Origin of the sequence: Domibacillus indicus, assembly GCF_000970685.1 — a bacterium.
Classification (GTDB): Bacteria; Bacillota; Bacilli; order Bacillales; family Domibacillaceae; genus Domibacillus; species Domibacillus indicus.
The window spans coordinates 17,104-40,888 of record NZ_LAJB01000007.1; the positions used below are offsets into that span (position 1 = coordinate 17,104).

Genomic DNA, 23,785 nt, shown 5'->3' on the forward strand with positions numbered 1-23,785 from the left:
TTATCTTTCAATAAAATAAGATGGATTAATTATTTCCTTTTCATCGCATTATCAATGCATAGATGAGTCCTGGAAATCTGGCCATACCTTTGATACAAGCAGTTTTACTTCTTATCCATTTTATTCATTTGAGCCATCATTTGATTAATTTTCTTCTGCGACGGCTTCATGCCCATTTGCATCATCATCATGCGCAGCATTTGCTCGTTAATCGGCGGATTTTTCTTTAGATAATCCATCATGTAACGGCGTGCGATGAAAAAACCAATAGCGATACCGGCAGCGAGTGCCAGGACAGCCGTAAGCACATACCAAAACATAAACGTGTTCCTCCTTCAAGTCATCTATTCAAAGTGTACTAAACCATTGGCGATTATACAATAAGCGGCTGTAAATTTTTGCGGAGCTATGGCGAAAAAAAGTCCGGAACCGAGGTTCCGGACCGGCCTTTTATTATCTTTCTAAAAGTGCTTTAACGCGTGCTACCACATTTTCGACTGTAAAGCCGTATTCTTTCATAACAATATCACCAGGGGCAGAGGCACCAAATTGATCAATTGCCAAAATGTCTCCTTCATCTCCTGTATATTTATGCCAGCCGAATGAAGAGCCGACTTCGATGCCAAGACGTTTTTTCACTGATTTCGGGATAACTGACTCTTTGTAAGCTGCATCCTGCTGTTCAAAACGGTCAAAAGACGGCATGCTGATAACATTTGCATGAATGCCTTCCCCCTGAAGAACTTTTTGCGCTTCTACGGCAAGGCCTACCTCTGAACCTGTTGCCAGAAGAAGAACATCCGGTGTTTTTTCTGCTTTTACTACCGTATAAGCACCTTTTTCTACACCTTCATGCGCTTTTTCTTTTGATCCTGGAAGAACCGGCAAGTTTTGACGAGTCAAAACAAGGGCAGTCGGTGTCGACTTGCTTGTGAGCGCCAATTTCCAGGCTGCTGCTGTTTCATTTCCGTCAGCCGGACGGATCACAGATAGGTTCGGCATGCCACGAAACGCGGAAAGCTGTTCTACCGGCTCATGTGTTGGTCCATCTTCTCCTACAGCAATACTGTCATGCGTAAACACATACGTAACCGGAAGACCCATTAATGCAGCCAGACGAATCGCCGGACGCAGGTAATCAGAGAATACAAAGAACGTTCCGCCAAATACCTGCAGCCCACCATGCAGTGCCATTCCATTCATAGCAGCGCCCATTGCAAATTCGCGGACACCAAACCAGATGTTACGGCCTTCATAGCTGTTAGGAGAGCCGTAGCCCGCCGGCATAAAATCTCCGGAATCCTTAATAGTGGTTTTGTTTGAGCCTGCTAAATCTGCAGATCCGCCAATAAATGTCGGCACTGCTTTAGCAATGGCATTTAATGCTTCACCGGATGTGTTGCGTGTCGCATTGGATGTTCCTTCTTCATAAACTGGAAGTGATTTTTCCCACTCATCCGGCAACTCACCGTTAATTGCTTTTTGAAGCTGATCTGCCAGTTCGGGATAATTTTCTTGATAAGAAGCAAATAATTTGTCCCACTCTGCCTGTGCTTCAGCCCCGCGGTTCACTGCAGCTTCTTCAAAACGGCTGTATACCTCGTCTGGCACATGGAAGTCCTGCTCAAATGTCCATTTGTAATACTCTTTTGTCAGTTTCATTTCATCTTCACCAAGCGGTGCACCGTGGGAAGCAGATTTACCTGACTTATTTGGAGAGCCGTATCCAATTACCGTTTTTACTTCGATAATAGTTGGAGCATCTTCGTGCTGCTTAGCAGACTCAAGCGCTTTTACTACTTCATCCAGGTCATTGCCGTCTTCTACACGAATATAGTTCCAGCCGTATGCTTTAAAGCGGCCTTCTACACTTTCAGAAAACGATTTATCAAGTTCTCCATCCAACGAAATGTCATTGGAATCGTAAAGAACAACGAGACGGTTTAATTTCAAGTGTGCTGCAAGCGATGCTGCTTCGGATGCTACACCTTCCATTAAATCGCCATCACCGCATAATGCGTATGTATGATGGCCAACGACCTCATGTCCATCTTTGTTGTAAACGGCTGCCAGGTGACGCTCTGCCATTGCCATTCCAACGGCCATTGCAATTCCCTGGCCAAGCGGACCCGTTGTTGCTTCTACGCCATCTGTATGCTTGTATTCTGGATGGCCTGGTGTTTTGCTTCCCCATTGGCGGAAGTTTTTAATTTCATCAAGCGAAAGATCATAGCCGGCAAGATGAAGCAGGCTGTATAAAAGCATGGAACCGTGACCGGCTGAAAGTACGAATCGATCCCGGTTAAACCATTGCGGATTTTTCGGATTGTGATTCATTACTTTTGTCCAGAGTGCATACGCCATTGGAGCAGCACCCATTGGCAAACCCGGATGGCCGGAATTCGCTTTTTCAATTGCATCGATGGATAGCGTGCGGATTGTCGTTACCGCAAGCTGGTCTGTTTTGTCAAACATGAGATTCATCCTTTCAAAAGGGGATTTACCCCTCTATATTAAAGGTCTTTGGCAGAATATACAACAAAAATACTGAACAATATGAAAAAAGAGACAGCTTTAGCTGTCTCTTTTAAATCATTAATTCATCTTTCTGCGCTTTTGGATATCTCGTACCTTTTTCGGTGTTACTTCCTTTCCATTCGGATCAAACACACGGACATGTTCAACAGTGTCACGCATTGAAGCGCGAAATACGCTTAAATATTCCTGGCGAAGTGCCGTCTGCTCTTGCAATTCCTCATCCGATAATGAGGACTGCTTTGCTTTTTTTGCCAGCTCATTTATCCTGGCAATTTTTTCAGATGATAACATACCTGCCGCTCCTTTCCCGACTCCGTTATCGCTATCGTACAAAAATGACGCGAAACTGACAAGAAAAAAGCTTAAAGGCTGTCGGTATTATTTTCAATAAATTCTATGTAACGCCGGTGAACAGTCGCACGGGAGATTTTATAGCCGAACCCCCGAAGAGTAGCGGTTATTTCTTCATAGGTTAAACCGTTTTCACGAAGGCGGATGATTTCAGCAATTGGCACTTCTTTCCGGCTCCGGCCGTTATCGTTGCCTCTATTTTTTAAATTTTCTTCTGGGCGGTAGCCTTTTTCAACAGCTCTCTTCATTCCACGCTTAATTTTTAAATTATGTATTTTACGCTGATATTCCTCCACCATGCTGACAATCTGTAACACCATTGAGTCAGATTCAGATAACCGCAGCTCTCCGTCATCCGCTATGCTAAAAACAGAAACATCTTCTTTATATAAGCAGTGGATAAGGGCAATTTTAGCGTTTCCCCGCCCAATCCGCGTTTCATCCTGAATCAAAACAGCTTCTATCTTTTCCATTTTGATCAGGTCGAGCATTTCAAGCATACCGGGACGGTTCAGCTCATAGCCGCTTGCCCTGTCACGGATCACGCGGACTGCTTCAAAGCCTTTTAAACGGGAAAGAGCCAGGAGTTCTTCTTCCTGGCGTTCAAGAGAAGATTCCTGAGTTTCTTTTTCCGTGCTGACGCGGCAATAAATAACTGCTTTTTTCATTCTTCATCATTTCCCATCTGCCAGTTGAAGCTCGTTTTTAAAGTTTCCCGCGGGTACTGGAATAGTTAATTCCTCACCCGGCACAATTTTTGTTGTAATCAATCCATTTTCTTCTTGAACCCATTTTATAAAGTCAATTTGATCCATTTTGTGCATTTCCCGGTATTCCTCCGCTAAACTCCATAGTGAATCGCCTTTCCCTACTTTTATAGACTGATAAACAGTCTCGCTTGGGCCTGAAAAACTAAAATACAAAGCAGCAGATGCCATCATTGCCGCCAGTAGTAACATAAATGAATAGTTTTTTGCTTTCTTCACTAAGAACACCCTTTCCTCGAATACTCGTTCGTGATATAATTTCATTGTAAGGCGAACGATTGTTTCAGTCAAGAGAAAATTCGAACTTACGTTTGTTAAATATTAGAACACATGTTATACTGTACGTAAATATTAACTAAGAGAGGTGTAAAAACATTGACTAAGTTATCAAAGCGCCAGCAGGACATTCTCGATTTCATCAAGGATGAAGTTCGCCGTAAAGGCTATCCCCCATCTGTACGGGAAATTGGCGAAGCAGTCGGCCTCGCTTCAAGCTCAACGGTCCATGGCCACCTTGCCCGTCTTGAAGCAAAAAATTATATCCGCCGGGATCCCACCAAGCCGCGCGCCATTGAAATTTTAGATACCGACAGCTCCGTGCCGAAACAGCATCCTGTCAACGTACCGGTCGTTGGGAAAGTAACCGCCGGCCTGCCGATTACAGCTATTGAAAATGTGGAAGAATATTTCCCTTTGCCTGAGCGGCTTGTCCCGCCTGACGAACATGTATTTATGCTTGAGATTGTTGGAGAAAGCATGCGCGAAGCGGGTATCTTAAACGGTGACTATGTTGTTGTAAAACAGCAGCAAACAGCCAAAAACGGTGACATTGTTGTTGCGATGACAGAAGACGATGAAGCAACGGTAAAAAGGTTTTATAAAGAAGCCGATCACATCCGCCTTCAGCCTGAAAACTCTTCTATGGAGCCGATCTTGCTTCCTACCGTAACCATTCTGGGAAAAGTCATTGGAGTATACCGGGAAGTTCACTAAGCTTGTTCATCCTATGTAAGCAATCTGTGCAACATGAAAAAAATCCCCTAATTTTATTAGGGGATTTTTTCGATAATATAAAAAACACCCTGCCTTGAGGCAGGGTGTTTCTCGAAATTTGCGGCGTTCAAGCCATGCTCCACAACATGTTTCTTAAAAAGAAGTGCCTGATCGTCTTACGCAAACGAGCTCATCGCATAAATTAAATAATACACTTTTCTTTAATAACTGTCAACCTTATTTTCTCTGCTTTAAAACTGTAAAGATAAGTCCTCTCTGCTTTGCAAAATTCTCCCTGATCTTTTATTGTTATAGTATCCGAAATAAGGAGCTGAGAAAAATGAGCAGGACTGTTTTAATTACCGGGGCCTCAAGCGGGCTGGGTCTTGAATTTTCAAAAATTTTCGCCGAAGCTGAATATAACCTTGTTATTACAGCCCGCAGTGAAAACAAATTAGAAGCTTTTGCGGATTTATATCCAAATACCGAAATTAAAATAATCAAAAAAGATTTAAGCAAACCTGGAGCGGCAAAAGAGCTGGCAGAAGAAGTGAAGCGGGCCGGCATTCAAATAGATGTTCTGATCAATAACGCAGGCTTCGGGCTGTCTGGGTCATTTGCGGATTTAAGCCTGGAAAAGCAGACAGAAATGATGTAGCTGAACATAATGGCTTTAACAGAACTAACACATCTTTTCCTTCCCGGCATGCTTGAGCGGAATTCCGGCCGGATTTTAAATGTCGCAAGCACAGCGGCTTTTCAGCCTGGCCCGATGATGGCTGTTTATTTTGCGTCAAAGGCTTTCGTTCTTTCGTTTTCTGAAGCACTGGCAGAAGAGCTGGCAACTACCAATGTTACAGTAACGGCTCTCTGTCCGGGAGCGACCAAAACAAATTTCGGCACAGTTGCCAGTGTTGAAAAAACCAAAATGTTCAGCCAGGCTATGCCGGCAGCACAAGTTGCACAGGAAGCAATCGATGGACTGTTGCAAGGAAAGCGTGTTATTATCACCGGCAGCAAAAACAAAGCAGGTGCACTGGCTGCAAAACTGCTGCCGCGAAGTACGGTGGCAAAAGCCGTAAAGTCGATCACTCAATCATAAATAAAAAGCCAGTTCGAAAACGAACTGGCTTGAAAGTGTAAACAAATTTAGAAAGCAGACGGATTGAAAACGTTTATTCTTCCAGGAACGCGGCCGGCTGGGAAGCGGTGGAGTGACCTTTCGGGGTTCTGGAGCATTCCCAGCCGGCAAGTGACGCCAAAGGCAAGCGTTTGTCACCAGCCTGAAGACAGTGCGAAAGTGTACTGGATTTTTATGTTAATTGCCGGCTCCCCGGTATTTGGTGACGCCTGCATTCCACATAAAGATAGAAAACAGAAAAAAAACGAGGCCGATAACCGGCGTTAAAAAAGCATATAAATACCAGTTTTCACGGCCTAGAAAATACGCAGCCGGATAAACACCAACAAATGCAAAGGGCAGAATCCACGTAAGTAGAAAGCGGATAATACTATTATATATATTAACGGGATAACGGCCGTAGTTCCCTATGTTATACATCATCGGCATAATACTGGTCGGGCTGTCCGACCAAAAACTGATACTGGCAATTAAAATAAATATGGAAGCATAAACGAGTGTGCCGCCCAGCACAAGAAGCACAAAAACAAATGGATCATACCAGGCTATTGTCAAATCAAGACGGCTTCCTGCATAAAACATAACGGCAATCCCCGTTATGACACCAAAAAGTGACTCGAGCTCCATCCGTTCCAGCACAATTTGAAAAAGGCTGTGGATTGGACGGGTCAAAATCCGGTCCATTTCTCCTTTGACAATGTAGCGCTCATTAAAATCCCAAATGTTAAAAAAAGCACCAAATATGGCAAATGGCACAAGAAAAAATCCATAAATAAAAATAATTTCCTCACGTGACCAGCCGCTGATCATTGATGTATGGCCAAAGACCAGCAAAATAAAAATAAAATTAACGGCCTGTGACAGTAAATCGGATACGATTTCCACCACCATATCGGTTCGGTAGGTGAGCCGTGTTTTCATATATTGTGCCGCATATTGGAAAAAAAGCTGTGTATATTTCATGGTTTATCCTCCCTGCACAACCAGCTGTTTTCTGGCGATCAGCCATAGAGTTTGAATTGGGAGAACTAAAATGAACACCCAGACAATTTGCAGCAATACGGCATGGATCACTTCAGAGCCACTGAAGCTTTCTGTAAAAATCATGCTTGGCACATAGCTGATCCCCTGAAAAGGCAAGAAATTCATAATTTGCTGTGCCCAGCCTGGAAAGAAGCTAATCGGAAGCAGCAGCCCGGAAAACAAATCAATAATAACCCGTTTTGCCCGGATCAGGCCTGTATTGTTATAGAAGAAAAATGTTAAAATGCCCGTCAATAAATTTATCTGCATGTTAATTAAAAAGCTGAATACAAGCGCAACAGCAAATAGCAGCCAGGTAACCGGATCAGCTGAAAAAGCAATCGGAAAAATAAGCGCCACAATTACCATGCCGGGAAACGAAAAGAAAGAAAGGCGGAAAATCCCTTCACCAAGCCCCTGCATTGTTTTCATAAGCAAATAGTTGTAAGGGCGGATCAGTTCTACCGCTACTTTTCCTTCCTTAATTTCCTGTGCGATTTCCCGGTCGATATTATTAAAGTAAAATGCCCGGGCCATCCATGCGATCGCAATGTAAGAGGTCATTTGCAGAGCGCTCATGCCTTCAATCGATCCTTTATCCCCATAAATCGCATTCCAAAGAAAATAATAGGCTCCAATATTAATGCTGTAAATTAAAATACCGCTATAATAATTTGTTCGGTACGCCAGCATCATTAAAAAACGGATTCGAATCATTTCAATATACTTACCCATTTTTCACGCCTTCTTCATAAATATTACGAATAATATCTTCAATGGAAATTTCGTGGACTTTTAAATCCGTGATTTTATGCGCAGCCACAACCCGGCCAATCACTTCTGAAATTACCTGTTCTTCATTCAGTACATTGGCAATCCAGACGTTTGGGCGGCCGCCAGGTGTCCAGGCAGCTTCCATTTCTGCCAGCAGCGGCTGAAGCGTTTCTTTCGTTACAGCGGTGTCAGCAAACTGAAATTCAATCTGCTTGCCTTCTCCCCAATTTGACCGCAGGCTTGAAAGCCCGCCATCATAAATGATTTTCCCTTCATCCAGCATTACAACCCGCTCACAAAGCGCTTCAATATCGCTTAAATCATGCGTGGTAAGCAAAATGGTTGTGTTGTATCTGGCGTTCATTTCCTTTAAAAATTCCCGGATTTTCAATTTTACAAGCACATCCAGCCCAATAGTCGGCTCATCTAAAAACAAAAGCGGCGGATTATGCAGCAGCGCTGCTGCAAGCTCACACCGCATCCGCTGGCCCAGTGACAGCTTACGAACAGGCTTATCAAGCAGCGGACCGATATCAAGTGAGTCAATCACATGGCTCATATGATCATGGTAAACTTCATCCGGTACATTATAGACTTTCTTCAGAAGGCGAAAGGATTCCTGAACAGCGATGTCCCACCAGAGCTGTGAACGCTGGCCAAATACAACTCCAATGGACCGGACAAACTGCTCGCGCTCTTTATGGGGATCCATCCCATTCACACGGACAGCTCCGGATGTAGGTGTTAAAATACCTGTAAGCATTTTAATACTCGTTGACTTTCCGGCTCCATTCTCTCCGATATAGCCAACCATTTCCCCTCGTTTTACTGAAAAAGAAATATCGTTTACAGCCGGAATTACTTTGTAGTTGCGCGTTAGCAAATCACGGAATGCACCTTTCAATCCCGAGCGGCTTGAATGTGATTTAAATTCTTTTCGCAATTCTTTTACTTCAATTATCTTTTCCAAAACAATACACGTCTCCTCTTTCTTTTCACCTTCAATAGTTTACCGAAGAGCATGCAGGGACACAAATTATTTTTCCTGGCTGCTGCATTCAAACTGTTTTGGCTAATAAAAACCACTTATATATTCATCTTAAAGCTTTCTTCCGAAACGCTGCGTCCTTTTCGAATGTACTGCTCCATGATGCTGTCCGGTACCATGCTTCCTCCGGTTGCCCAGACAAGATGCAGTGGATGGCCTTTCACTTTCTTATGATGGGAAAGGACTAGCGGGCCGGCCATTCCTGCCAGGGCGGATGGTTCAAGCCTGATTTTTTCTGTTTCCGCCAGCCCGGCAAGCATGCCGAACAATTGCTCATCTTTAACCGTATAGCTGCCAGCTATAAAAGAGGCTGCTAGTTTTCCAACAAAGCCGGAAGGGCGCCCGACCGCGAGACCGTCTGCCTCTGTTTGATTGGAAAGGCCAATTTCCTGTACAGAAATTTGATCATGAAGGCCTGTTGCAAGACCAAGAAGCATACAGGGACTTTCCGTCGGCTCTGCAAAAAAACAATGAACATGCGGACCAAATACGAGCTGAAGGCCAAACGCAACGCCGCCCGGCCCGCCGCCAATGCCGCAGGGTAAATATACGTAAAGAGGATGATGCCTGTCCACTGTAAGCCCGGCACGAGCAAACTGCTTTTTCAGCCTCAGCCCTGCAGCTGCATACCCTAAGAACAAAAGGTGGGAATGCTCGTCATCAACAAAGTATGCATTCGGGGACTGTTCTGCTTCTTTCCGCCCCCGGGCGACCGCTTTTTCATAATCAGCTCTATGTTCTACAACAATCGCTCCCCTGTCACGCAGCAATGCTTTTTTCCACTCTTTTGCGTCTGCTGACATATGGACTGTTACATTAAAGCCCATTTTAGCGCTCATAATTCCAATGCTAAGACCTAAATTCCCGGTTGATCCAACAATAATGTGGTGCGAGGAAAAAAGCTGCTTAAACGCCGGCTGCTTAAACGCTGAATAGCTGTCTTTTTCTGTTATCAAGCCTTTTTCCAGAGCAAGGTTTTCAGCATAGGTTAAAACTTCATATATCCCTCCCCGTGCTTTAATTGAACCGGATACGGGAAGAGCATGATCCGCTTTCAGCCATAAATCACCGTCAATTTTTCCGCCGGCTTTTTGCTCAAGCCATTTTTTCATGTGAGGAATAGCCACAATCGGGGACTCAATCAATCCATTCGTTTGCTCGAGCTCCGGAAATGCTTTTTCAAGATAGGGAGCAAACCGCTGCAGCCGGCTTTCCGCTTCTTCCACGTCTTTTATCGTAAACCGGGAAAAATCCTCTCTCTTCCGGCTGTTATTCATCCATAAAGTGTTCTGCTTCTCCCTTAATTCCTGAATGATCGGGTGCTGCCGTGAAAGTGCATTAAGATCCAATCCTCTCTTCCTCCCCCGGTAATTGCTCCATTATTGGAGCCCTTTTTTTATAATACTTTCGCCGAATTTTTGCTTTAAAGCTTCAACAGCCGTATAAAGCGGTTCTAATTTGTCCGCTTCTTCTTGAAAAGAAAACAGGTCCATCTGTGTGGTCTCGGTTCGCTTATCAACGGCATTTTGTGCGGTAACGCCAAGCAGCCTGACCGGTTCGCCATTCCAATGTTTAAAAAAGAGCGATTCGGCGGCAGCCAGAAGCTGCTCCTCATCCTGTATATCTTGCTTGAATGTCCTGCTCCTTGTGACCGTTGTAAAATCATCGTAACGAATCGTTACCTGGATCGTCCTCGAGACGGCGTTTTTCTGCTTCATCCTACCGCTCACGGATTGAGATAGCCCGCGCAATTTAGCGCGAATGGCGGCCGGTTCCGTAAGGTTTTGAGGGAATGTAGCAGAATTGCCAATGCTTTTGTAAGATGTATTCGCTTCTGGATCAACCGGGCGGTCGTCTATGCCGTTAACCCTGTCGCGCATCCTCACCCCTCTTATGCCCATTATTGCACGAATTTTGGCAGTATCTGCTCTTGCCAGATCGCCTATGGTAATTATCCCCTGCTCCCGCAGTTTCGCAGCTGTTTTCTCCCCTATTCCGTGTGCTTCTAATACGGGCTTATCCCAAAGTACATGCTTTACATCCCTTTTTCTTAACACCGTAAGCCCGAGCGGCTTTTTCATATCACTCGCCATCTTGGCTAAAAATTTATTCGGGGCAATTCCAATAGAAATAGGAATATGAAACCGGTCCGCAATCTCCTGCTGAATCTGCACGGCAATATCAATTGGAGAGCCAAGATGGGAGCACTTTGTAATGTCAAGGTAAGCTTCATCAATAGACGCATACTCAATAACAGGGGAAATTTCGGCCAGGCAGGCAAATATTTTTTGAGAGTATTCTTTATAAACAGCGTGATTCGGTTTAATGACAACTGCTTCCGGTACAAGCTTTAACGCTTCCTTCAGGGCCATTGTTGTGTAGACACCTTTTTCCTTGCATAAATAATTAGCCGCTACTACGATTCCTTTTCGCTCTTCCGGGTTCCCGGCAATGATGACCGGCTTATTTTTCAGTGCTGGATTTTCCGCTATTTCCACACTGGCAAAGAATGCGTTCGCATCAATGTGGAGAATTACCCGGCCATTTTTCGGATAAAATTCCGCCATCTTCTCACCCCCTGGGAAAACCACTTTAAATTATTTTACCATTTTGCAAACATTTATATTATAAATAGACAGCGGGCGCGATTAACCCCATGGCAGCTGCCATGGGGTTAACATTAAGCCGTTATAGTTTTTAGCAGAAAATAACTTCAAAAAACCCCTCGAACAATCAAGGAATGAAAGCCTTAGATTTCAATATCAACAACAATGCTGTCAAGCCGGCCCACTTCACGAATAAAAGCAGCTACTGCCTGATGCTCAGGATGAGGCCCGTAGGCGTCAAGTGCCGCCTTATTTTCAAAGCGAGTCGTTAATACAACTTGATAGCCTTGATTTTTTTCAGAAAAATTAATACCTGCCTGAATATCGATAACACCTTCAAGGTGCTGTTCAAGAGCTTTAAAACGCTTTGTTACTTCTTTAAGCTGCTCGGGAGTCGTTGTTTCCGCAAATTTCACAAGTACAATATGATCAATCATGGTAAGTCCTCTTTTCAAAAATTACTTTCATTGACTATAGCATTTTTTTACCCGTCGGTAAATAATTCCCTTCTATCCCGGCTTTCTTTTGGATAATTGACGGAACCATTGTTCATCATCTGTCATAATGGCAAGTGCTGACACAATGAAAAGCAGGTATGTTTGTAAAACGATTACTCCTAAAGACATGTAACCATTTATACAAATAAACAAATTGATTCGAACACATTGAAACTAGTTATTTTCTTTTATTAAGTGGTAGAATCTCGATATTAAATTAAAAATTATATAGGCTTTTATCACACATATAGAGGAGATTGTCAGCCAATGCCTGGTCAAGAGGAAAAAGAAGGTCTTTATACGTTTGGGTCCCTCTCAATCATGATTTTCTGTTAATAGATCATAAGGAAATTGCGTATCCTTCCGTATTTAGATAAGCCCTGGCTGAAACCAAGGCTTTCGGGCAGCTCGCCCTTCCAAATTGAATGTATTCATTTCTTATCTACAATGATAATCTGCATATCCATGGCATCCAATATACTGATGATTGTTTTTAAAGTCGGGTTTACCCTCATTGTTTCCAGTCTCGCAATGGCCGCTTGATCCGACCCTATTTTTTTGGCAATATCTCTTTGTGTAAATCCGCTTTTCTTTCTTTCATAAACTAAGTTTTCTATAAATTTCTTTTCTTTCTTTGAAAGCACTTGCCCCGGAACCCGTTTATCGTCTTTTAATGGGATCGTTTTTTTTATTTCCGCTCTTATTCCCATTCCCGTATTTCCTTCCCCGTCTTATTAAAAAAGATCCTATCTTTATTCATCTTCTTTAAAAACCCGGTTCTAGTCCACTTTACTAACATTAAACTTTCTTTCATGGTGTATAGCGGCATAAAATGTTCTCCCTTTTTAAAATTGTACGTAAACCGTATTCGATAACTGGCTGGCATAGTGTTTTTTTCACCTTAGCCCCTTTAGCTTTGCGTCACTATTTTTTAATAGTTTTGCCCGTTCGTACAATAGTTGGATGCACTTTATATATCGGCCTATATACCTATTTTGTTAAGCTTAAACTTATGGCAAATTGCTGCTTTCAACTCCTTTTAAATCATATCTGTTTTATATTATCTTTTTCTATTCTTTTTAATATAATAAAAAGCAAACAGGAGGAGTATCCCGTTTGCTTTGTTTTGATGCTTAAATAAGCGCTCTATCCTCTTATAATATTATTAATAGTGCTTTTCCGATTGGCACCTGTTACTTTTCATTTTTATTTTCAAAAATGGCCTGAAGTTTATTTTCCGCCTCTTGGATATTCATAGAGAGGCCAGTTAAAAAAGCCAGCATGTTATCTTTTTCCGATAGCTTTTTCATCGTTTGAAAAACAACAGGTTTATGTTCTTTCAGCAAAGTCATTATTTCAATAGCCGGCAATACATCTTTTTGGGTATTTCCTCTTAAAAAAGAGCGCAAAAATCTTACATAAATAAAAGTTGAATCTACGCTGTCTGGATAGTTTTTTAACAAAATAAAAAATTTCTCAATATGTGACCTTACTTCATTCATTTCCTTCCGCATCACTGTCCGCCTTTCATCATTCTTAGACCAAATACGGAGGTACTTCCCTATTTGGCAGCCCGGCTGCCGTAACTCAATAAATAAATGAATGTTAGGCCCGTGGCTTTGCGTCCTTCCCTTTCGGATAAGTTTGCCTTTATCATTGTATTTATTAAATCATGTCGAATCGTGTCGGTCAATGAAAAATTACTTACTCTCAGTTTTAAAAATCAGACCATTATTCCTATTGATCATAACAAGCGAATGCGTTTTTTAATTCAAAATAACTAAACATCTTTAGAGAATATGAGAAAAAGCTGCTCCTGTCCTTTTTCTATGAAATCATTAATGCTTCAGCAGCCGGATAATTTCTTCCGGCTTTTTTGCATACATCATTTTTTGCAGCATATACCTTTATTGGTGGTAAGTGTGAAAAGGGATCTGCCAATGGACAGCCAGGACAGCCTGGCTTTTTTTATTTCTTGTTTAAAATTTTATTAAGCGGAGATACTGGTAGTGTGAGTTTAATACTCAACTCCTTACAGTCGAAGTCTTCTTTCAGCCAGAGTCTCCTCTGGCTGTTTTTTTATGCTTGCATTTCTTCATTGCAGCTTCCAGCCGAAAATTCTTTTATTTCAGCCAGTTCTCTTTCGGAACCCAGCCCAGCAAGCGACAACTAGTCCTCCTGCTGTACCCGTCAGCAAATCCGTCATCGTATCCTTGTTTTTGTCTTCTACCATAAAGCCTGTAACAGCCCCGATAAATTCAGCGCTTTCCCATAATATGTTAATAGTCATTGCAAATGAAAAAACGAATAAAAAAATCATCCATCGTGAAATTCCTTTTTCCAGGGCATTTGGCAGAAGAATATTATAAATAGCTATGCCAATAAAGGCCGTATAAGCACTGCCGAAAAAATGAAGCACTGTATCCCACCAGCGGAAACGATTATAAAAGCCGAGAATGGCACCCAGAATGAATGTACAAAATAAGAAAAGGTAGTAACCGATGATCAAAGAAAGGCTGAACCGAATTTTTCTAAGAAATAAAAGAAAAACAGGCAGTACACTGAACAAAATTCTGCCCAGTGCATCCGGCCAGGTGGCAGAAAAGTCTCCCTTTGTGATGTCTTGGATAAAAACGGCGGCCATTACGACTACAAACGTTATGCTTAAAAATAAAATCATTTTCTTTTTCAAATGCATCACCATCTAAAACAGTTTTTTATTAGCATATCCAATAAAAACTGTTTCAACTCAATAATCAAAGTGCCTCCTTTCTCTTTATTCCCCTTTGAATGTATAAAGAAAGATCAAGAAGGTTCATCTCTGCGTTTGCGAGGCGCTATCTCATAGCTGGTGATTACGACCCTGGTGCCCGTATGGCGAGACAGAATTTCTTCCATAACTGCCTTCACTTTTTCTGCTTTCTCCGGCGTGAAATCAACAGGCTCGAGGATAGGCTTCTTCATTACATGACCGCCTTTCATAGCTGTAATGCTTATAACTATGCCTCTCTTTATGCCGGTATGGCTGGACAAACATTTTAAATTGAATTAGTCCTTTTTCGCCAGATTACCTTATAAAATAAAAGGAGGTCTATCTTGATAAGAAATTCCTGACAGCGCATGTATGTTCACTGCCTGTTAATTGACGCAACTGTATTACTCGCTTTCTTGAATTGCGCTTGAAAGCAATTAACTCTTGATACCGAGGTGAAAAAATGAAAGCTGCTCTTTATATACGTGTATCAACGGAGGAACAGGCGCAGCATGGCTATTCACTCGCTGCCCAGGAAGAAAAGCTGAGTGCCTATGCACTCTCCCAGGACTGGGAAATTGTCCAGGTTTATCGGGATGAAGGCCGCTCAGCGAAGGATTTAAAACGCGAACAACTGCAGCGGATGCTGACGGATTTAAAAGACGGACTGTTTGACGTCGTTCTTGTCTATCGTCTCGATCGTCTCACCCGCTCCGTTCTGGATCTGTACGAGCTGCTTAATATTTTTGATCAGTATGGCGTGAAATTCAAGTCTGCCACAGAGGTTTATGACACCACTACAGCGATCGGGCGCTTGTTTATCACACTTGTAGCCGCCCTGGCACAATGGGAACGCGAGAACCTCGCTGAGCGTGTTAAATTCGGTATGCTGAAGAAAGCCAGCCTGGGTGAATGGATGGGCGGAATTGTTCCGTATGGATATACGTTAGAGGGCAGCTCTTTTCGCATCATTAAGCATGAAGCAGATATTGTCAAAAAAATTTTTAAAATGGCAAAATCAAAAGGTATGGATGCCATTTCCAAATCACTTAATGCAGAGAACTGCCGCACGAGAAAAGGCTTTAATTGGAGCGGATTCACTGTACACTATATTTTAAGGAATCCAGTCTACACAGGGCGCTTCCGCTATAATGAAGGCAGCGGAAAAACGGACCGGCCGCTGGAGGATCAGCGTATTTTTGAAAGTGAGCTGATTGATCCTATTGTCACGGAAAACGAATTCTGGGAGGTACAAAAAATATTGGACGCGCGAAAAAGTAAGAAAGGAAAAGCATTGACCGGCAAATATTATTTCACCTCTGTTCTCCTATGTGGAAAGTGCGGCGCCTCTATGACTGGAACTGCTTATAAGTATAAAGAAAAAAATGGAGAGACAAGGGTTACGAAGTATTATCGGTGTTCCAATAAAATAAAGTCCGGGGACTGCGCCATGCCCCAGATACAAGAAAGCCGGTTAGCAGAAGAAATAATACGGACTTTCAACGATTTAACCGAAAACTGGTTTTCAAAACCGCAGGCCAAACAAATTGCGGATTCAAACGCTGACAGAAAAGCTGCTGCCAGGGAACTTGATAACGTGAAAAAAACGATCAATAAATACAAATTAATGTTCATCAATGATTTGATTGACATGGAAGAGTTAAATAATCAGCTGGCTGCTTTGAAAATAAAGCAGAAAAATCTGGAAGAAGGATGGAGCAGGGTGCCTGATCAGGACGATACAGCCAAACTATCTCCTGGGGAATTAGAAAACATGATTTATCATTTTAAAGCTGTCTGGGATATTGCAGATGATGAAGAACGAAAAAAATTAATCACGTCCATTTTTTCGGAAATTGTCATTGATGCCAGAGTGAAATCTCCCTGTGGACCGGGCACATCCAAGCATTTTTGGATCGTTAGTGCGAAATAGCTGAATCAGCAGGGTATACCTGCTTTTACCCCTGATAGGGAGGTCAATCATGGCGTCCCAATCTTCTTTGGCCAGGGTCAGTCCCACCGCCATTACTTTTTTTGTTTCTACAACCTCTAGAACTGGTTTAATGGCTGTTATCCGTTTGTCCAAATACTTAGACACTTGTACAATGTACACTTCATTCCGCAGTCTGGAAAAGTCGCGGATAAATCCAATAATCCGTTCCTGCCCATTTGCAATAATAACCCAGTCACCGGGTTTGAGCATATGTCCCCCCTCCTCGCCGCTACTGCTATTAATATTAGATGCAATTAGCCGGCTGAATGCGCTTCTTTTTAACAGTAATTTTGCTTCTTCTGCTTGAATTTCTTTATTGATTCCTTATAAAAAATACTATCTCCACCAGGGACTTCTCAGCGGAGACAGCATTTTTCCAATAAAAAGAGTATGGTGTTTGATTATTCTTCTGGCCCGGTATTTTTTTCAAGAAACTCATAACCGGATACTGTAACTGAACATTCATCCTCAATTGTATAGCCAGTCACTTCTTTTGTTTCGTCTGCACGGTTTACAGTAATTCCTGTAGCAAGATTATTGGAATCAAGAAAGTGAAGAGCTTCTCCAAACAATTCAAGGCTGTCATTTCCCTGTTCAGGCTTGCTGCCATTTTTGATTTCAGTCAATACTTGTAATGCCCGTTTTTCTATTTGCATAACTGGTCACTTCCTTTTTCTTTTTCAGTATCATCCTTTTCCCTTTTTGCTGTAATGTATGCTTTTTTTTATAAATTTTGAATTTTACATATAGTGTTTTAATTCAAATAAATTTTTGCTTATTAAGCATCACTGTTTTAAAAAGAGTGTTTAATAAGTGACGAAATGGCAGAATTTGCGGTATTTACTTACAGAGCAAATATACTCCTGGCTGCTTTACGTCAGGCTGCCAGTTCAAACATCGGATAAACACTGGAATCAGCTGCAATATGCTCAGGGTAAATAAAACCTCCTTCATCACGAGGAAACGAGATGCCTATTTGCTGGAAGCACTGGTCGACAAATTCTGAACAAATATATTGGTCGTTATCCTCGTGCCGGCCAATCCCAAGCTTAATCCGGGTCAAAATTTTAATTAATTCCGCCTGGTTATAATCCTGATTGAGCAAGTCGATTGCTTTGCCCATCATATTTTTTAAAAGGGACCGGTCAAAAGAAGAAGATATCAGCTGTTCATGACGGGCAATATAAAGCGAGCCTTTATACTTTTTTCCGGTGTTTTCGTAATTTGATACGTATTGCAGAAGCGGAATAATCCGGACACCGGTACCTTCCACGCTCTCGAATACAAGAGTCCGGTTATGCCATTTAAACAAAAAAGCAACATGGCTTATAAAAGAATTAGAGGCTTTTTTAATGAATTCACTGATTAAATACGTACCGCTGCAAAGTAAAAGATCCCCTGTTTGAATACTTTTCACTGCCTGTTCATAATGAACGGGATTAATTTCCTGGAATTTTTTTGTCCCCATTTCTCTTCCCCCCCCTGAACACCTCATTACACAATATGCTTTCTTTGCTGAGTCGTTATTAACAAAGCCTGCCTGTCCAGGAAGTGGTTTTTTTCTCAGCATACTCTGGCATACAGAAGACGGGAAAGCGAATTCAAGCGCAGAAGAAAGTGCCGGGGATATGGGCAGGGTCTTTTCTTATTGCATTTTTTATTCTCTTATCATTATTGGAACAGTCATTGATTTTAGTTCTCATTAAAAAAACCAGAGCGGGAATGCTCTGGTTTTGTTCATTAAAAAACTTTTTTCCGGTTCTGATCCTCTTTTAACATCTCCACTGCTTCACGAAAGCGCTGTGAATGAACAACTTCCCGTTCTCTTAAAAAACGAAGTGAATCGTTTAAATCCGGGTCGTCTGACAGGTCAATAATCCATTGATAAGTCGCTCTTGCTTTTTCTTCCGCTGCAATATCTTCATATAAATCAGCAATTGGATCTCCTTTGGCCTGTATATAAGCAGCTGTAAATGGCACCCCTGCTGCATTATTATAAAAAAGGGCACTGTCATGGCTGACATAATGCTCGGCCAATCCCGCATCGCGGAGCTGCTGGGGAGTCGCGTCTTTTGTCAGCTTATAAATCATCGTTGCAATCATTTCCAGATGGGCAAATTCTTCTGTGGCAATATCGTTTAAAAGCCCAATTACCTTATCCGGAATGGTGTACCGCTGATTCATATACCGAAGAGCCGCCGCCAGCTCTCCGTCTGCCCCTCCGTACTGCTCCATTAAATACTTTGCCAGCGTTGGATTACACGTACTGACTTTGACTGGATATTGCAGTTTTTTCTCGTAGATCCACATTCCATTTCCACCTTTTCTGCTTTTTTAGACCTGCCAGGGCCACGGAGACTCGCCCCATGTCCAAACAGTCTGCGAAGGGTTTGGGCTCCCGTGCTGCAATGGACCAAATTGAACTTCAAATGCCTGCTTTAACTGCCTGCTGTGACGGGCAAATTGATTGTGTTGTTCAATTGCCTGCCGGTCAGTCGGGTGTGTGTTTAAGTACAGTACTAATTCTAATGCAACGAAATCAGCTGCCTGAATTTCTTCCAGCCTCGTGTAGTACTCCTTAGGAAGAGGTTTAACCATGAGTTTTCCCCGCTCCTTTACGGTAAGGATTATCATAATAATCATAAAGTACTTTCCAGAGTGTCCCTTTCCTTAAAGCATCAGCAGGAGAAAACTGCGGCAGACCCGGCGGCTGGAAGCCTAAATATAAATTAGGCGGTGTACTGTAATATTTCGTTCCGATAGGTGGACATGGATCAAAAGGGCTGCGAGGCGGGACATACGACTTAACATGACTAAAAATCTGCATCTGGCTATTCACATTTTCCCCTCCTATCCATCATCCATTTTATATATGTTTTGCTGCTGAATATTATGAACCGGGTCCCGGGCTGTTTAATACGAAAAATAGGTTTTTTCAAGCCGGTTTTGTGGGTATGGCATGCAATAAAGGAGCGATTTTTATGAATATTGATTATCAGCGTCTTTATGAAGACTATTTGCTTTCAAAAGAAGAAAAAACCAGACAGCTTGAAATTGATGAATTTGAAGATGAAAAGCAGCACATGGCCAACTGGCTGCAAAAAGTCCGGGGAATGACCGTAGAACAGGCCGAAGCCGTAATCGAGCATTCTCCTATCAGAAGCCAGATTGAGCAAGAATACAAAAAAAGAAGCGACTCATCAAGCCGTTAAAAGAAAAACAGCGATAAGCTGAAACAACCGCCATAAATGTTGATACAAATTGCGGATTCCTTCATTTTCTGTTTCGCTTAACCACTGTCTTTGTTTTCTCAGCAGCTAAAAAAGGAGCCTTTTAAAAGGCTCCTTTTTTAGCTGCTTTGTCAGTTGTCTGGATTATTTATCTTTGAGTAAACGGATATCCTCAAATGCCTGATGTAAGTTTGCTTTTACGTTTAAATTTTCAACGCTTAAACCAAGCGTGATCATTGTCTGTGCGACTTCAGGGCGTATCCCAGTAATGATTGTCTCCACACCGAGAAGCGATAAAGCGTCAATGACTTTAAAAAGCTGGTCTGCTACCATAGTGTCTACAATCTGCACACCGGATACATCAAAGATAAGATGAGTCAGTTTTAAATTTGTAGCTTGCTGCAAGGTTTTTTCCATCAGCAAACGCGACCGTTCTGTATCAATGTTTCCGATCAGCGGAAGAACCCCGACTCCTTTCAACAGTGGAACGACAGGCACCGACAGTTCCAGGAAAGCATTTCTTGCATTTTCCAGCGTTTTTTGATGCATTCGAACATATTCCAAACTAAAGTAATAAACTGCGTGATCTAATAATGGGTCAAATACCGAAATAAGTTTGAAGATAGAAGCGGCAGACAGATTTCTTGCAATAGCCTCTTTCTCCATAGCCTTCCAAATATATGTACGGTAATATCTTGTTTCTTTTAAGGCTTCATCCAAAGGGGCACCAAGATCATAAAAATAAGCCCCTGTCTCTTTCCCCCATTCCTCTATTTCGGGGAATATCTTTTGCGAGCCGGATTGTTCCGTTATCCCTGCCCCAAGCAGCTCAATAAATTGAATGCGCATGTCCATTATAGTGGGTTCCAGCCTTTGAAGTTCCTTTTTTTGCTGTTCGGTTAACATCACGCCAGACATTCTTTTCTCATGAATTAATTGGGCAATTTCCCGTTTCTTTTCAATGATTATATCACCTAATAGCTGCAATTCATTGACCATTTCTTTTCCTCCTCCATGCGCCTGCCGGCTGAATCATTACCGGCAGAAAAAACAGCTGTATCCAATTTTTCTTTCAGTCATTGTTACTTAAAGGCATGGGGAGCATTTTTGAAATAAGAATCCTTCTCTTTAAATCCGAGAATGTCTTTTTATTTCCTTTCCTGCTCCTTCCGCACTCTGTTTTAAGCTTTTTTTATTATAGGTTATCCAATCAATGTCGTATAGCCTTTTTATATTATTGAGTTCTATCCGACAGTATATACGAAGACGTTTTTCTACCTGTATTTCATTTAAAAACAGAACCATTAAACGTTCCTTTTATCTTTTTGTTGTGCCGAGTATATTTACTGGCGGATAAGTGAAAACCAAACACAAAAAGAAACGGCAAGAGCTCCTGATTAACGGAGGCTTTTGCCGTTTCCGAAAAAGCAGCTGTTCGCTGCTTCACTATTATTCTATCTTTTTAGATTGCTGTCTCAAACCGTCCATGCTTCTTTTTTTGAAACGGTTTTGAAGCCGCTAAAATATTTTCCCGCTTAAACGTCCGCAGTCCTCTCCGCTTAAAGCAGTAGGCCTGAATATAGTCAGGATGGATTTTTCTTACAATAATGTTACGATCGGTAATCACCCTGTCTTCTGTCATATACATAATTAAAACAGGCTTTTTTTCTTCAAGGGACATTTGAAACAAACCATTCATTTTACATCCTCCCTTTCCTGTTCCTATTATACCGAACAAACGTTCAAAATTCAACTGAGAAACGAACATATTTTCGTTATAGAACCCTGCCGGTCAAACAGCCCGGCCCATCGCCTCATATGTTCAATGAAAAAATTACATGTTCTTAAATACAAAAAAGCGCCTCTGAGGACGCATCCCGGCATTTACCGCCTCTATATTTAAAGAAAGGAAATACAGATTCTTTTTTTCTAATCTGTTTCTTCGCAGCCTGGACGTTTTTGTGTCAGCTGTTCAAACCACTGTTTATCTCTTGTGGCAAGCGCTAAATCAATCAAAATGGTTTTATCCTGATACTGGTCCAGCAGCCTGACAGCGGAGCGGAGACGATTTGATTCGTAAATGCCCTGTGTCGGCCTGCGCCATTCGATGATTCCACCAATTATCCAGCCTACTTTTGTAAATTCAACGCAATCTCCAGGACAGCTATAATTATTAATATTGCTTATATAGCCAATAGCTGTGGCATCACCAATTTTAATGGTTTTCCATTCGCCCATTTTCAGCATACTAACCTTCCTTTCTGCTTAATTTTTTTGAACTGGCCAACACTTCTTATCCCAAAAACAAAAATTGTTTATGAGTCTTTTACTATGCCTGAAAAGAACCTGGCTTAATTTTTATAAAAGCGTTCTAGTTCCATCTTTCGAAAATTTCTGCTTGTTTCAGTGTATGTTATAAAAGACTGTAATAGACGTTTCTTTCTATTCCGTTTATATTCGAATTTTACATATTTTATATTATTCACTTATTATTCTTTCTTTTATTTTAGAATTGCGTTTTTAAAATGCCTGGTTCTTTTTTGGTATATTTTTTTACATACAGGTTAAGCTGATAGAGTCGGGATATCTATTCCCTCTACTCCTATTTCAGCCAGTCTTTTAAACCGGGGAAAATTCCCGGTTTTTTATTTTTCTTTCAGCACAGTATGTTTACCTTTTATGAAAAAGGGTAAAGAAATAATTCAATATTCCATGAGCAAGGAGGTTTTCTGTATCATGGCACCAATTGAAATAGTTGGGTGGTTTTTATCTGCTTTTTTAACCATCTGTTTTATTAGTTCCGTTCTTTTTATATTAAAAAAACCAAAATTATTTTCTGAATCTGATTCCAGCTTTCTGCAGAAAAATTACGAAAAAGCAAAATCAAAAAGCAACAGGCTCTTTTAACAATTTTTTCTTATTATTTCAAAAGATTTCTTATAGGAGGCGGCTGTGAGTGGGCAAAGACCAGCATATTTTAAAACATGAACAAGGATGGCAGGTAAAAGGTTCCGGCAACACGAAAGCAACCAAATTGTTTGAAACTCAGCAAGAAGCAAAGCAGTTTGCAAAAGAAAAAGCGAAAAACCAACATTCGGAAGTAGTGATCCATGGCCGCGATGGACGAATTCGTACAAAAGACAGCTACGGAAACGACCCATTTCCACCAAAGGGATAAAGCAAAAAGCCTTTCAGTTTTCTGAAAGGCTTTTTGCTTTCGAATTGCATTTTCTCTTTTTTCGTTTACTTAAACAGCCTGTGAATGATTTGAACAGCCTGGGAAGCTGCTTCCTTTAACAAAAAAGCTGGTTTTTCATCTTTTCTGCTTTTATTGTTAATCGCCTTTGTTTTTTCTCCAGCAGCTTTAGTTGGAAGATCGCCAAGAAACCATTCTAATGTTTTGCTTCCATTTAACCGGTTAAGGTCAACATTCCCGGTAATACCGGCTACTTTTCCTTGATCGGTGTACTGCCAGAGATCACAGGGAAATGCCGGTTTATTGCTGCTATAGCGGGGAATCCATTTAAAGTCAGCTTTAACATCTGCTGCTTCAAAAGCCGCATACCTGTGATGAGCTGCATACAAGCCTGCTTTTTTGGCTCCCAAATGGTACAGTTCATCAATAAACGCTTGAGTGCCGGCACGCATATCCTCCATTGTTTTGATTTCTACATCCGCTACCCAAAAGAAAGCGTCCTGATCTCCTCGTTCCCAAAAATCACGGGCTTCTTTCCTGGCATCCTCTATTGAAACAAACCGGCAAAAAGCGTAGTTTCCAAATGGTATGTGATTTTTTTTACATCCAGCTGCATTTGCCGCATACTGCCTGTCAGGCGTAGTGCTGCCATCCTGTACACGTAAAATAGCAAGTTCTACCTGTTCCCTGGCTGTAGACCAGTCAATTACTCCCTGATGATGCGACACATCAATAATCCTCTTCATTTTCCTCCTCATTTCCGTATAAAGTGTGTCCGCGGACTTTTGTATAGAATTCGTTACTACCTAGCCGTTCCCTCTTTACAGAGCTGCAAACGCGGCAGCCGTTGCTTTCTTTTGTTAAAAATGCTAAACC

At 41.8% G+C, this 23,785-nt stretch carries 29 protein-coding genes, 2 pseudogenes and 2 riboswitches; of the genes and pseudogenes, 6 read left to right on the forward strand and 25 right to left on the reverse strand.

All coding sequences use genetic code 11. The annotated features are described in order from the left end of the window. Positions 1 to 104 precede the first annotated feature (104 nt). The 5 genes from VP98_RS08215 to yneA form a co-directional block, all read right to left on the reverse strand. A complete protein-coding gene (locus VP98_RS08215; RefSeq protein WP_046174908.1) occupies positions 105 to 320 on the reverse strand; it encodes a YneF family protein in 216 nt (71 codons plus the stop codon). Between the two features lie 133 nt (positions 321 to 453). Further along, positions 454 to 2,475: a transketolase gene (gene tkt / locus VP98_RS08220; protein ID WP_046174909.1), complete on the reverse strand. Its 2,022-nt coding sequence runs from the start codon at positions 2,473 to 2,475 to the stop codon at positions 454 to 456. 120 nt (positions 2,476 to 2,595) lie between these two features. Next, entirely contained in the window at positions 2,596 to 2,829 is a 234-nt protein-coding gene (locus VP98_RS08225; RefSeq protein WP_046174910.1) for a DUF896 domain-containing protein, read from the reverse strand. Between the two features lie 71 nt (positions 2,830 to 2,900). Continuing rightward, complete coding sequence (locus VP98_RS08230; protein ID WP_046174911.1) at positions 2,901 to 3,557, reverse strand: YneB family resolvase-like protein; 657 nt, start codon at positions 3,555 to 3,557, stop codon at positions 2,901 to 2,903. 6 nt (positions 3,558 to 3,563) lie between these two features. Next, entirely contained in the window at positions 3,564 to 3,875 is a 312-nt protein-coding gene (yneA, locus tag VP98_RS08235; protein ID WP_052712190.1) for a cell division suppressor protein YneA, read from the reverse strand. Between the two features lie 156 nt (positions 3,876 to 4,031). On the opposite strand from yneA, the gene lexA reads away from it, so the two are divergent. Next, positions 4,032 to 4,649: a transcriptional repressor LexA gene (lexA, locus tag VP98_RS08240; protein WP_046174912.1), complete on the forward strand. Its 618-nt coding sequence runs from the start codon at positions 4,032 to 4,034 to the stop codon at positions 4,647 to 4,649. 340 nt (positions 4,650 to 4,989) lie between these two features. Further along, a pseudogene (locus VP98_RS08245) lies at positions 4,990 to 5,751 on the forward strand (SDR family NAD(P)-dependent oxidoreductase). 216 nt (positions 5,752 to 5,967) lie between these two features. Here VP98_RS08245 and VP98_RS08250 read toward each other — a convergent pair. The 10 genes from VP98_RS08250 to VP98_RS18820 form a co-directional block, all read right to left on the reverse strand. Next, the gene (locus VP98_RS08250; protein ID WP_046174913.1) at positions 5,968 to 6,753 is read right to left on the reverse strand and encodes an ABC transporter permease; all 786 of its coding nucleotides are present in this window, start codon (positions 6,751 to 6,753) and stop codon (positions 5,968 to 5,970) included. A gap of 3 nt (positions 6,754 to 6,756) precedes the next feature. Beyond that, entirely contained in the window at positions 6,757 to 7,548 is a 792-nt protein-coding gene (locus tag VP98_RS08255) for an ABC transporter permease (RefSeq protein WP_046174914.1), read from the reverse strand. Continuing rightward, entirely contained in the window at positions 7,541 to 8,557 is a 1,017-nt protein-coding gene (locus VP98_RS08260) for an ABC transporter ATP-binding protein (protein WP_046174915.1), read from the reverse strand. The genes VP98_RS08255 and VP98_RS08260 overlap by 8 nt, the downstream gene beginning before the upstream one ends. Positions 8,558 to 8,673: 116 nt before the next feature. Next, positions 8,674 to 9,984, reverse strand: coding sequence for a D-serine ammonia-lyase (locus VP98_RS08265; protein ID WP_046174916.1), 1,311 nt, complete (start codon positions 9,982 to 9,984; stop codon positions 8,674 to 8,676). A 30-nt stretch (positions 9,985 to 10,014) separates the two neighbouring features. Continuing rightward, on the reverse strand, positions 10,015 to 11,202 hold the full coding sequence (locus tag VP98_RS08270) for a DNA polymerase IV (RefSeq protein WP_046174917.1): 1,188 nt from the start codon (positions 11,200 to 11,202) through the stop codon (positions 10,015 to 10,017). 182 nt (positions 11,203 to 11,384) lie between these two features. After that, a complete protein-coding gene (locus VP98_RS08275) occupies positions 11,385 to 11,678 on the reverse strand; it encodes a Dabb family protein (RefSeq protein WP_046174918.1) in 294 nt (97 codons plus the stop codon). 491 nt (positions 11,679 to 12,169) lie between these two features. Then, the gene (locus VP98_RS08280; protein WP_046174919.1) at positions 12,170 to 12,448 is read right to left on the reverse strand and encodes a helix-turn-helix domain-containing protein; all 279 of its coding nucleotides are present in this window, start codon (positions 12,446 to 12,448) and stop codon (positions 12,170 to 12,172) included. 157 nt (positions 12,449 to 12,605) lie between these two features. Beyond that, positions 12,606 to 12,693: riboswitch (cyclic di-GMP riboswitch) on the reverse strand. Between the two features lie 238 nt (positions 12,694 to 12,931). After that, positions 12,932 to 13,240: a hypothetical protein gene (locus VP98_RS08290; protein ID WP_231584148.1), complete on the reverse strand. Its 309-nt coding sequence runs from the start codon at positions 13,238 to 13,240 to the stop codon at positions 12,932 to 12,934. A gap of 62 nt (positions 13,241 to 13,302) precedes the next feature. Continuing rightward, positions 13,303 to 13,397, reverse strand: a riboswitch (cyclic di-GMP riboswitch). A gap of 469 nt (positions 13,398 to 13,866) precedes the next feature. Then, on the reverse strand, positions 13,867 to 14,430 hold the full coding sequence (locus VP98_RS08295; RefSeq protein ID WP_052712191.1) for a hypothetical protein: 564 nt from the start codon (positions 14,428 to 14,430) through the stop codon (positions 13,867 to 13,869). A 113-nt stretch (positions 14,431 to 14,543) separates the two neighbouring features. Further along, positions 14,544 to 14,702 (reverse strand): hypothetical protein, encoded by a 159-nt coding sequence (locus VP98_RS18820; protein ID WP_156151344.1) that lies wholly within the window; start codon positions 14,700 to 14,702, stop codon positions 14,544 to 14,546. A 251-nt stretch (positions 14,703 to 14,953) separates the two neighbouring features. Here VP98_RS18820 and VP98_RS08300 point away from each other — a divergent pair, with 251 nt between their 5' ends. After that, the gene (locus tag VP98_RS08300) at positions 14,954 to 16,423 is read left to right on the forward strand and encodes a recombinase family protein (protein WP_052712192.1); all 1,470 of its coding nucleotides are present in this window, start codon (positions 14,954 to 14,956) and stop codon (positions 16,421 to 16,423) included. On the opposite strand, the gene VP98_RS18825 is transcribed toward VP98_RS08300, so the two are convergent. The 6 genes from VP98_RS18825 to VP98_RS08325 form a co-directional block, all read right to left on the reverse strand. Then, the gene (locus VP98_RS18825) at positions 16,322 to 16,693 is read right to left on the reverse strand and encodes a hypothetical protein (protein ID WP_156151345.1); all 372 of its coding nucleotides are present in this window, start codon (positions 16,691 to 16,693) and stop codon (positions 16,322 to 16,324) included. The two genes, VP98_RS08300 and VP98_RS18825, sit on opposite strands and share 102 nt — an antisense overlap. 191 nt (positions 16,694 to 16,884) lie before the next feature. After that, entirely contained in the window at positions 16,885 to 17,139 is a 255-nt protein-coding gene (locus VP98_RS08305) for a hypothetical protein (protein ID WP_046174923.1), read from the reverse strand. Between the two features lie 221 nt (positions 17,140 to 17,360). Further along, positions 17,361 to 17,951: a YiiX/YebB-like N1pC/P60 family cysteine hydrolase gene (locus tag VP98_RS08310; RefSeq protein WP_046174924.1), complete on the reverse strand. Its 591-nt coding sequence runs from the start codon at positions 17,949 to 17,951 to the stop codon at positions 17,361 to 17,363. A 272-nt stretch (positions 17,952 to 18,223) separates the two neighbouring features. Further along, positions 18,224 to 18,793: a manganese catalase family protein gene (locus VP98_RS08315; protein WP_046174925.1), complete on the reverse strand. Its 570-nt coding sequence runs from the start codon at positions 18,791 to 18,793 to the stop codon at positions 18,224 to 18,226. A 24-nt stretch (positions 18,794 to 18,817) separates the two neighbouring features. Then, positions 18,818 to 19,081 carry a spore coat protein CotJB gene (locus VP98_RS08320; RefSeq protein ID WP_046174926.1) on the reverse strand — a complete coding sequence of 88 codons (264 nt, stop codon included), beginning with the start codon at positions 19,079 to 19,081 and terminating at the stop codon, positions 18,818 to 18,820. Next, the gene (locus VP98_RS08325) at positions 19,074 to 19,310 is read right to left on the reverse strand and encodes a spore coat associated protein CotJA (RefSeq protein ID WP_046175458.1); all 237 of its coding nucleotides are present in this window, start codon (positions 19,308 to 19,310) and stop codon (positions 19,074 to 19,076) included. The genes VP98_RS08320 and VP98_RS08325 overlap by 8 nt, the downstream gene beginning before the upstream one ends. 154 nt (positions 19,311 to 19,464) lie before the next feature. Between VP98_RS08325 and VP98_RS08330 the strand changes: the two genes are divergently transcribed. Further along, entirely contained in the window at positions 19,465 to 19,695 is a 231-nt protein-coding gene (locus VP98_RS08330; RefSeq protein ID WP_046174927.1) for a hypothetical protein, read from the forward strand. A 162-nt stretch (positions 19,696 to 19,857) separates the two neighbouring features. Here the strand turns inward: VP98_RS08330 and VP98_RS08335 are convergent, their stop codons facing one another. The 3 genes from VP98_RS08335 to VP98_RS08345 all read right to left on the reverse strand — a co-directional run bounded on the left by VP98_RS08335 (position 19,858) and on the right by VP98_RS08345 (position 21,960). Next, a complete protein-coding gene (locus VP98_RS08335) occupies positions 19,858 to 20,712 on the reverse strand; it encodes an STAS domain-containing protein (protein ID WP_046174928.1) in 855 nt (284 codons plus the stop codon). 463 nt (positions 20,713 to 21,175) lie between these two features. Then, a complete protein-coding gene (locus VP98_RS08340) occupies positions 21,176 to 21,412 on the reverse strand; it encodes a hypothetical protein (protein ID WP_046174929.1) in 237 nt (78 codons plus the stop codon). Positions 21,413 to 21,642: 230 nt separating this feature from the next. Continuing rightward, complete coding sequence (locus VP98_RS08345) at positions 21,643 to 21,960, reverse strand: IDEAL domain-containing protein (protein ID WP_046174930.1); 318 nt, start codon at positions 21,958 to 21,960, stop codon at positions 21,643 to 21,645. Positions 21,961 to 22,449: 489 nt separating this feature from the next. On the opposite strand from VP98_RS08345, the gene VP98_RS19075 reads away from it, so the two are divergent. After that, positions 22,450 to 22,620: a hypothetical protein gene (locus tag VP98_RS19075; protein ID WP_197076573.1), complete on the forward strand. Its 171-nt coding sequence runs from the start codon at positions 22,450 to 22,452 to the stop codon at positions 22,618 to 22,620. 49 nt (positions 22,621 to 22,669) lie between these two features. After that, positions 22,670 to 22,891: a DUF2188 domain-containing protein gene (locus VP98_RS08350; RefSeq protein WP_046174931.1), complete on the forward strand. Its 222-nt coding sequence runs from the start codon at positions 22,670 to 22,672 to the stop codon at positions 22,889 to 22,891. 203 nt (positions 22,892 to 23,094) lie between these two features. On the opposite strand, the pseudogene VP98_RS08355 reads toward VP98_RS08350, so the two are convergent. Then, positions 23,095 to 23,655: pseudogene (locus VP98_RS08355) on the reverse strand (glycoside hydrolase family 25 protein); the annotation flags it as partial. Positions 23,656 to 23,785 lie beyond the last annotated feature (130 nt).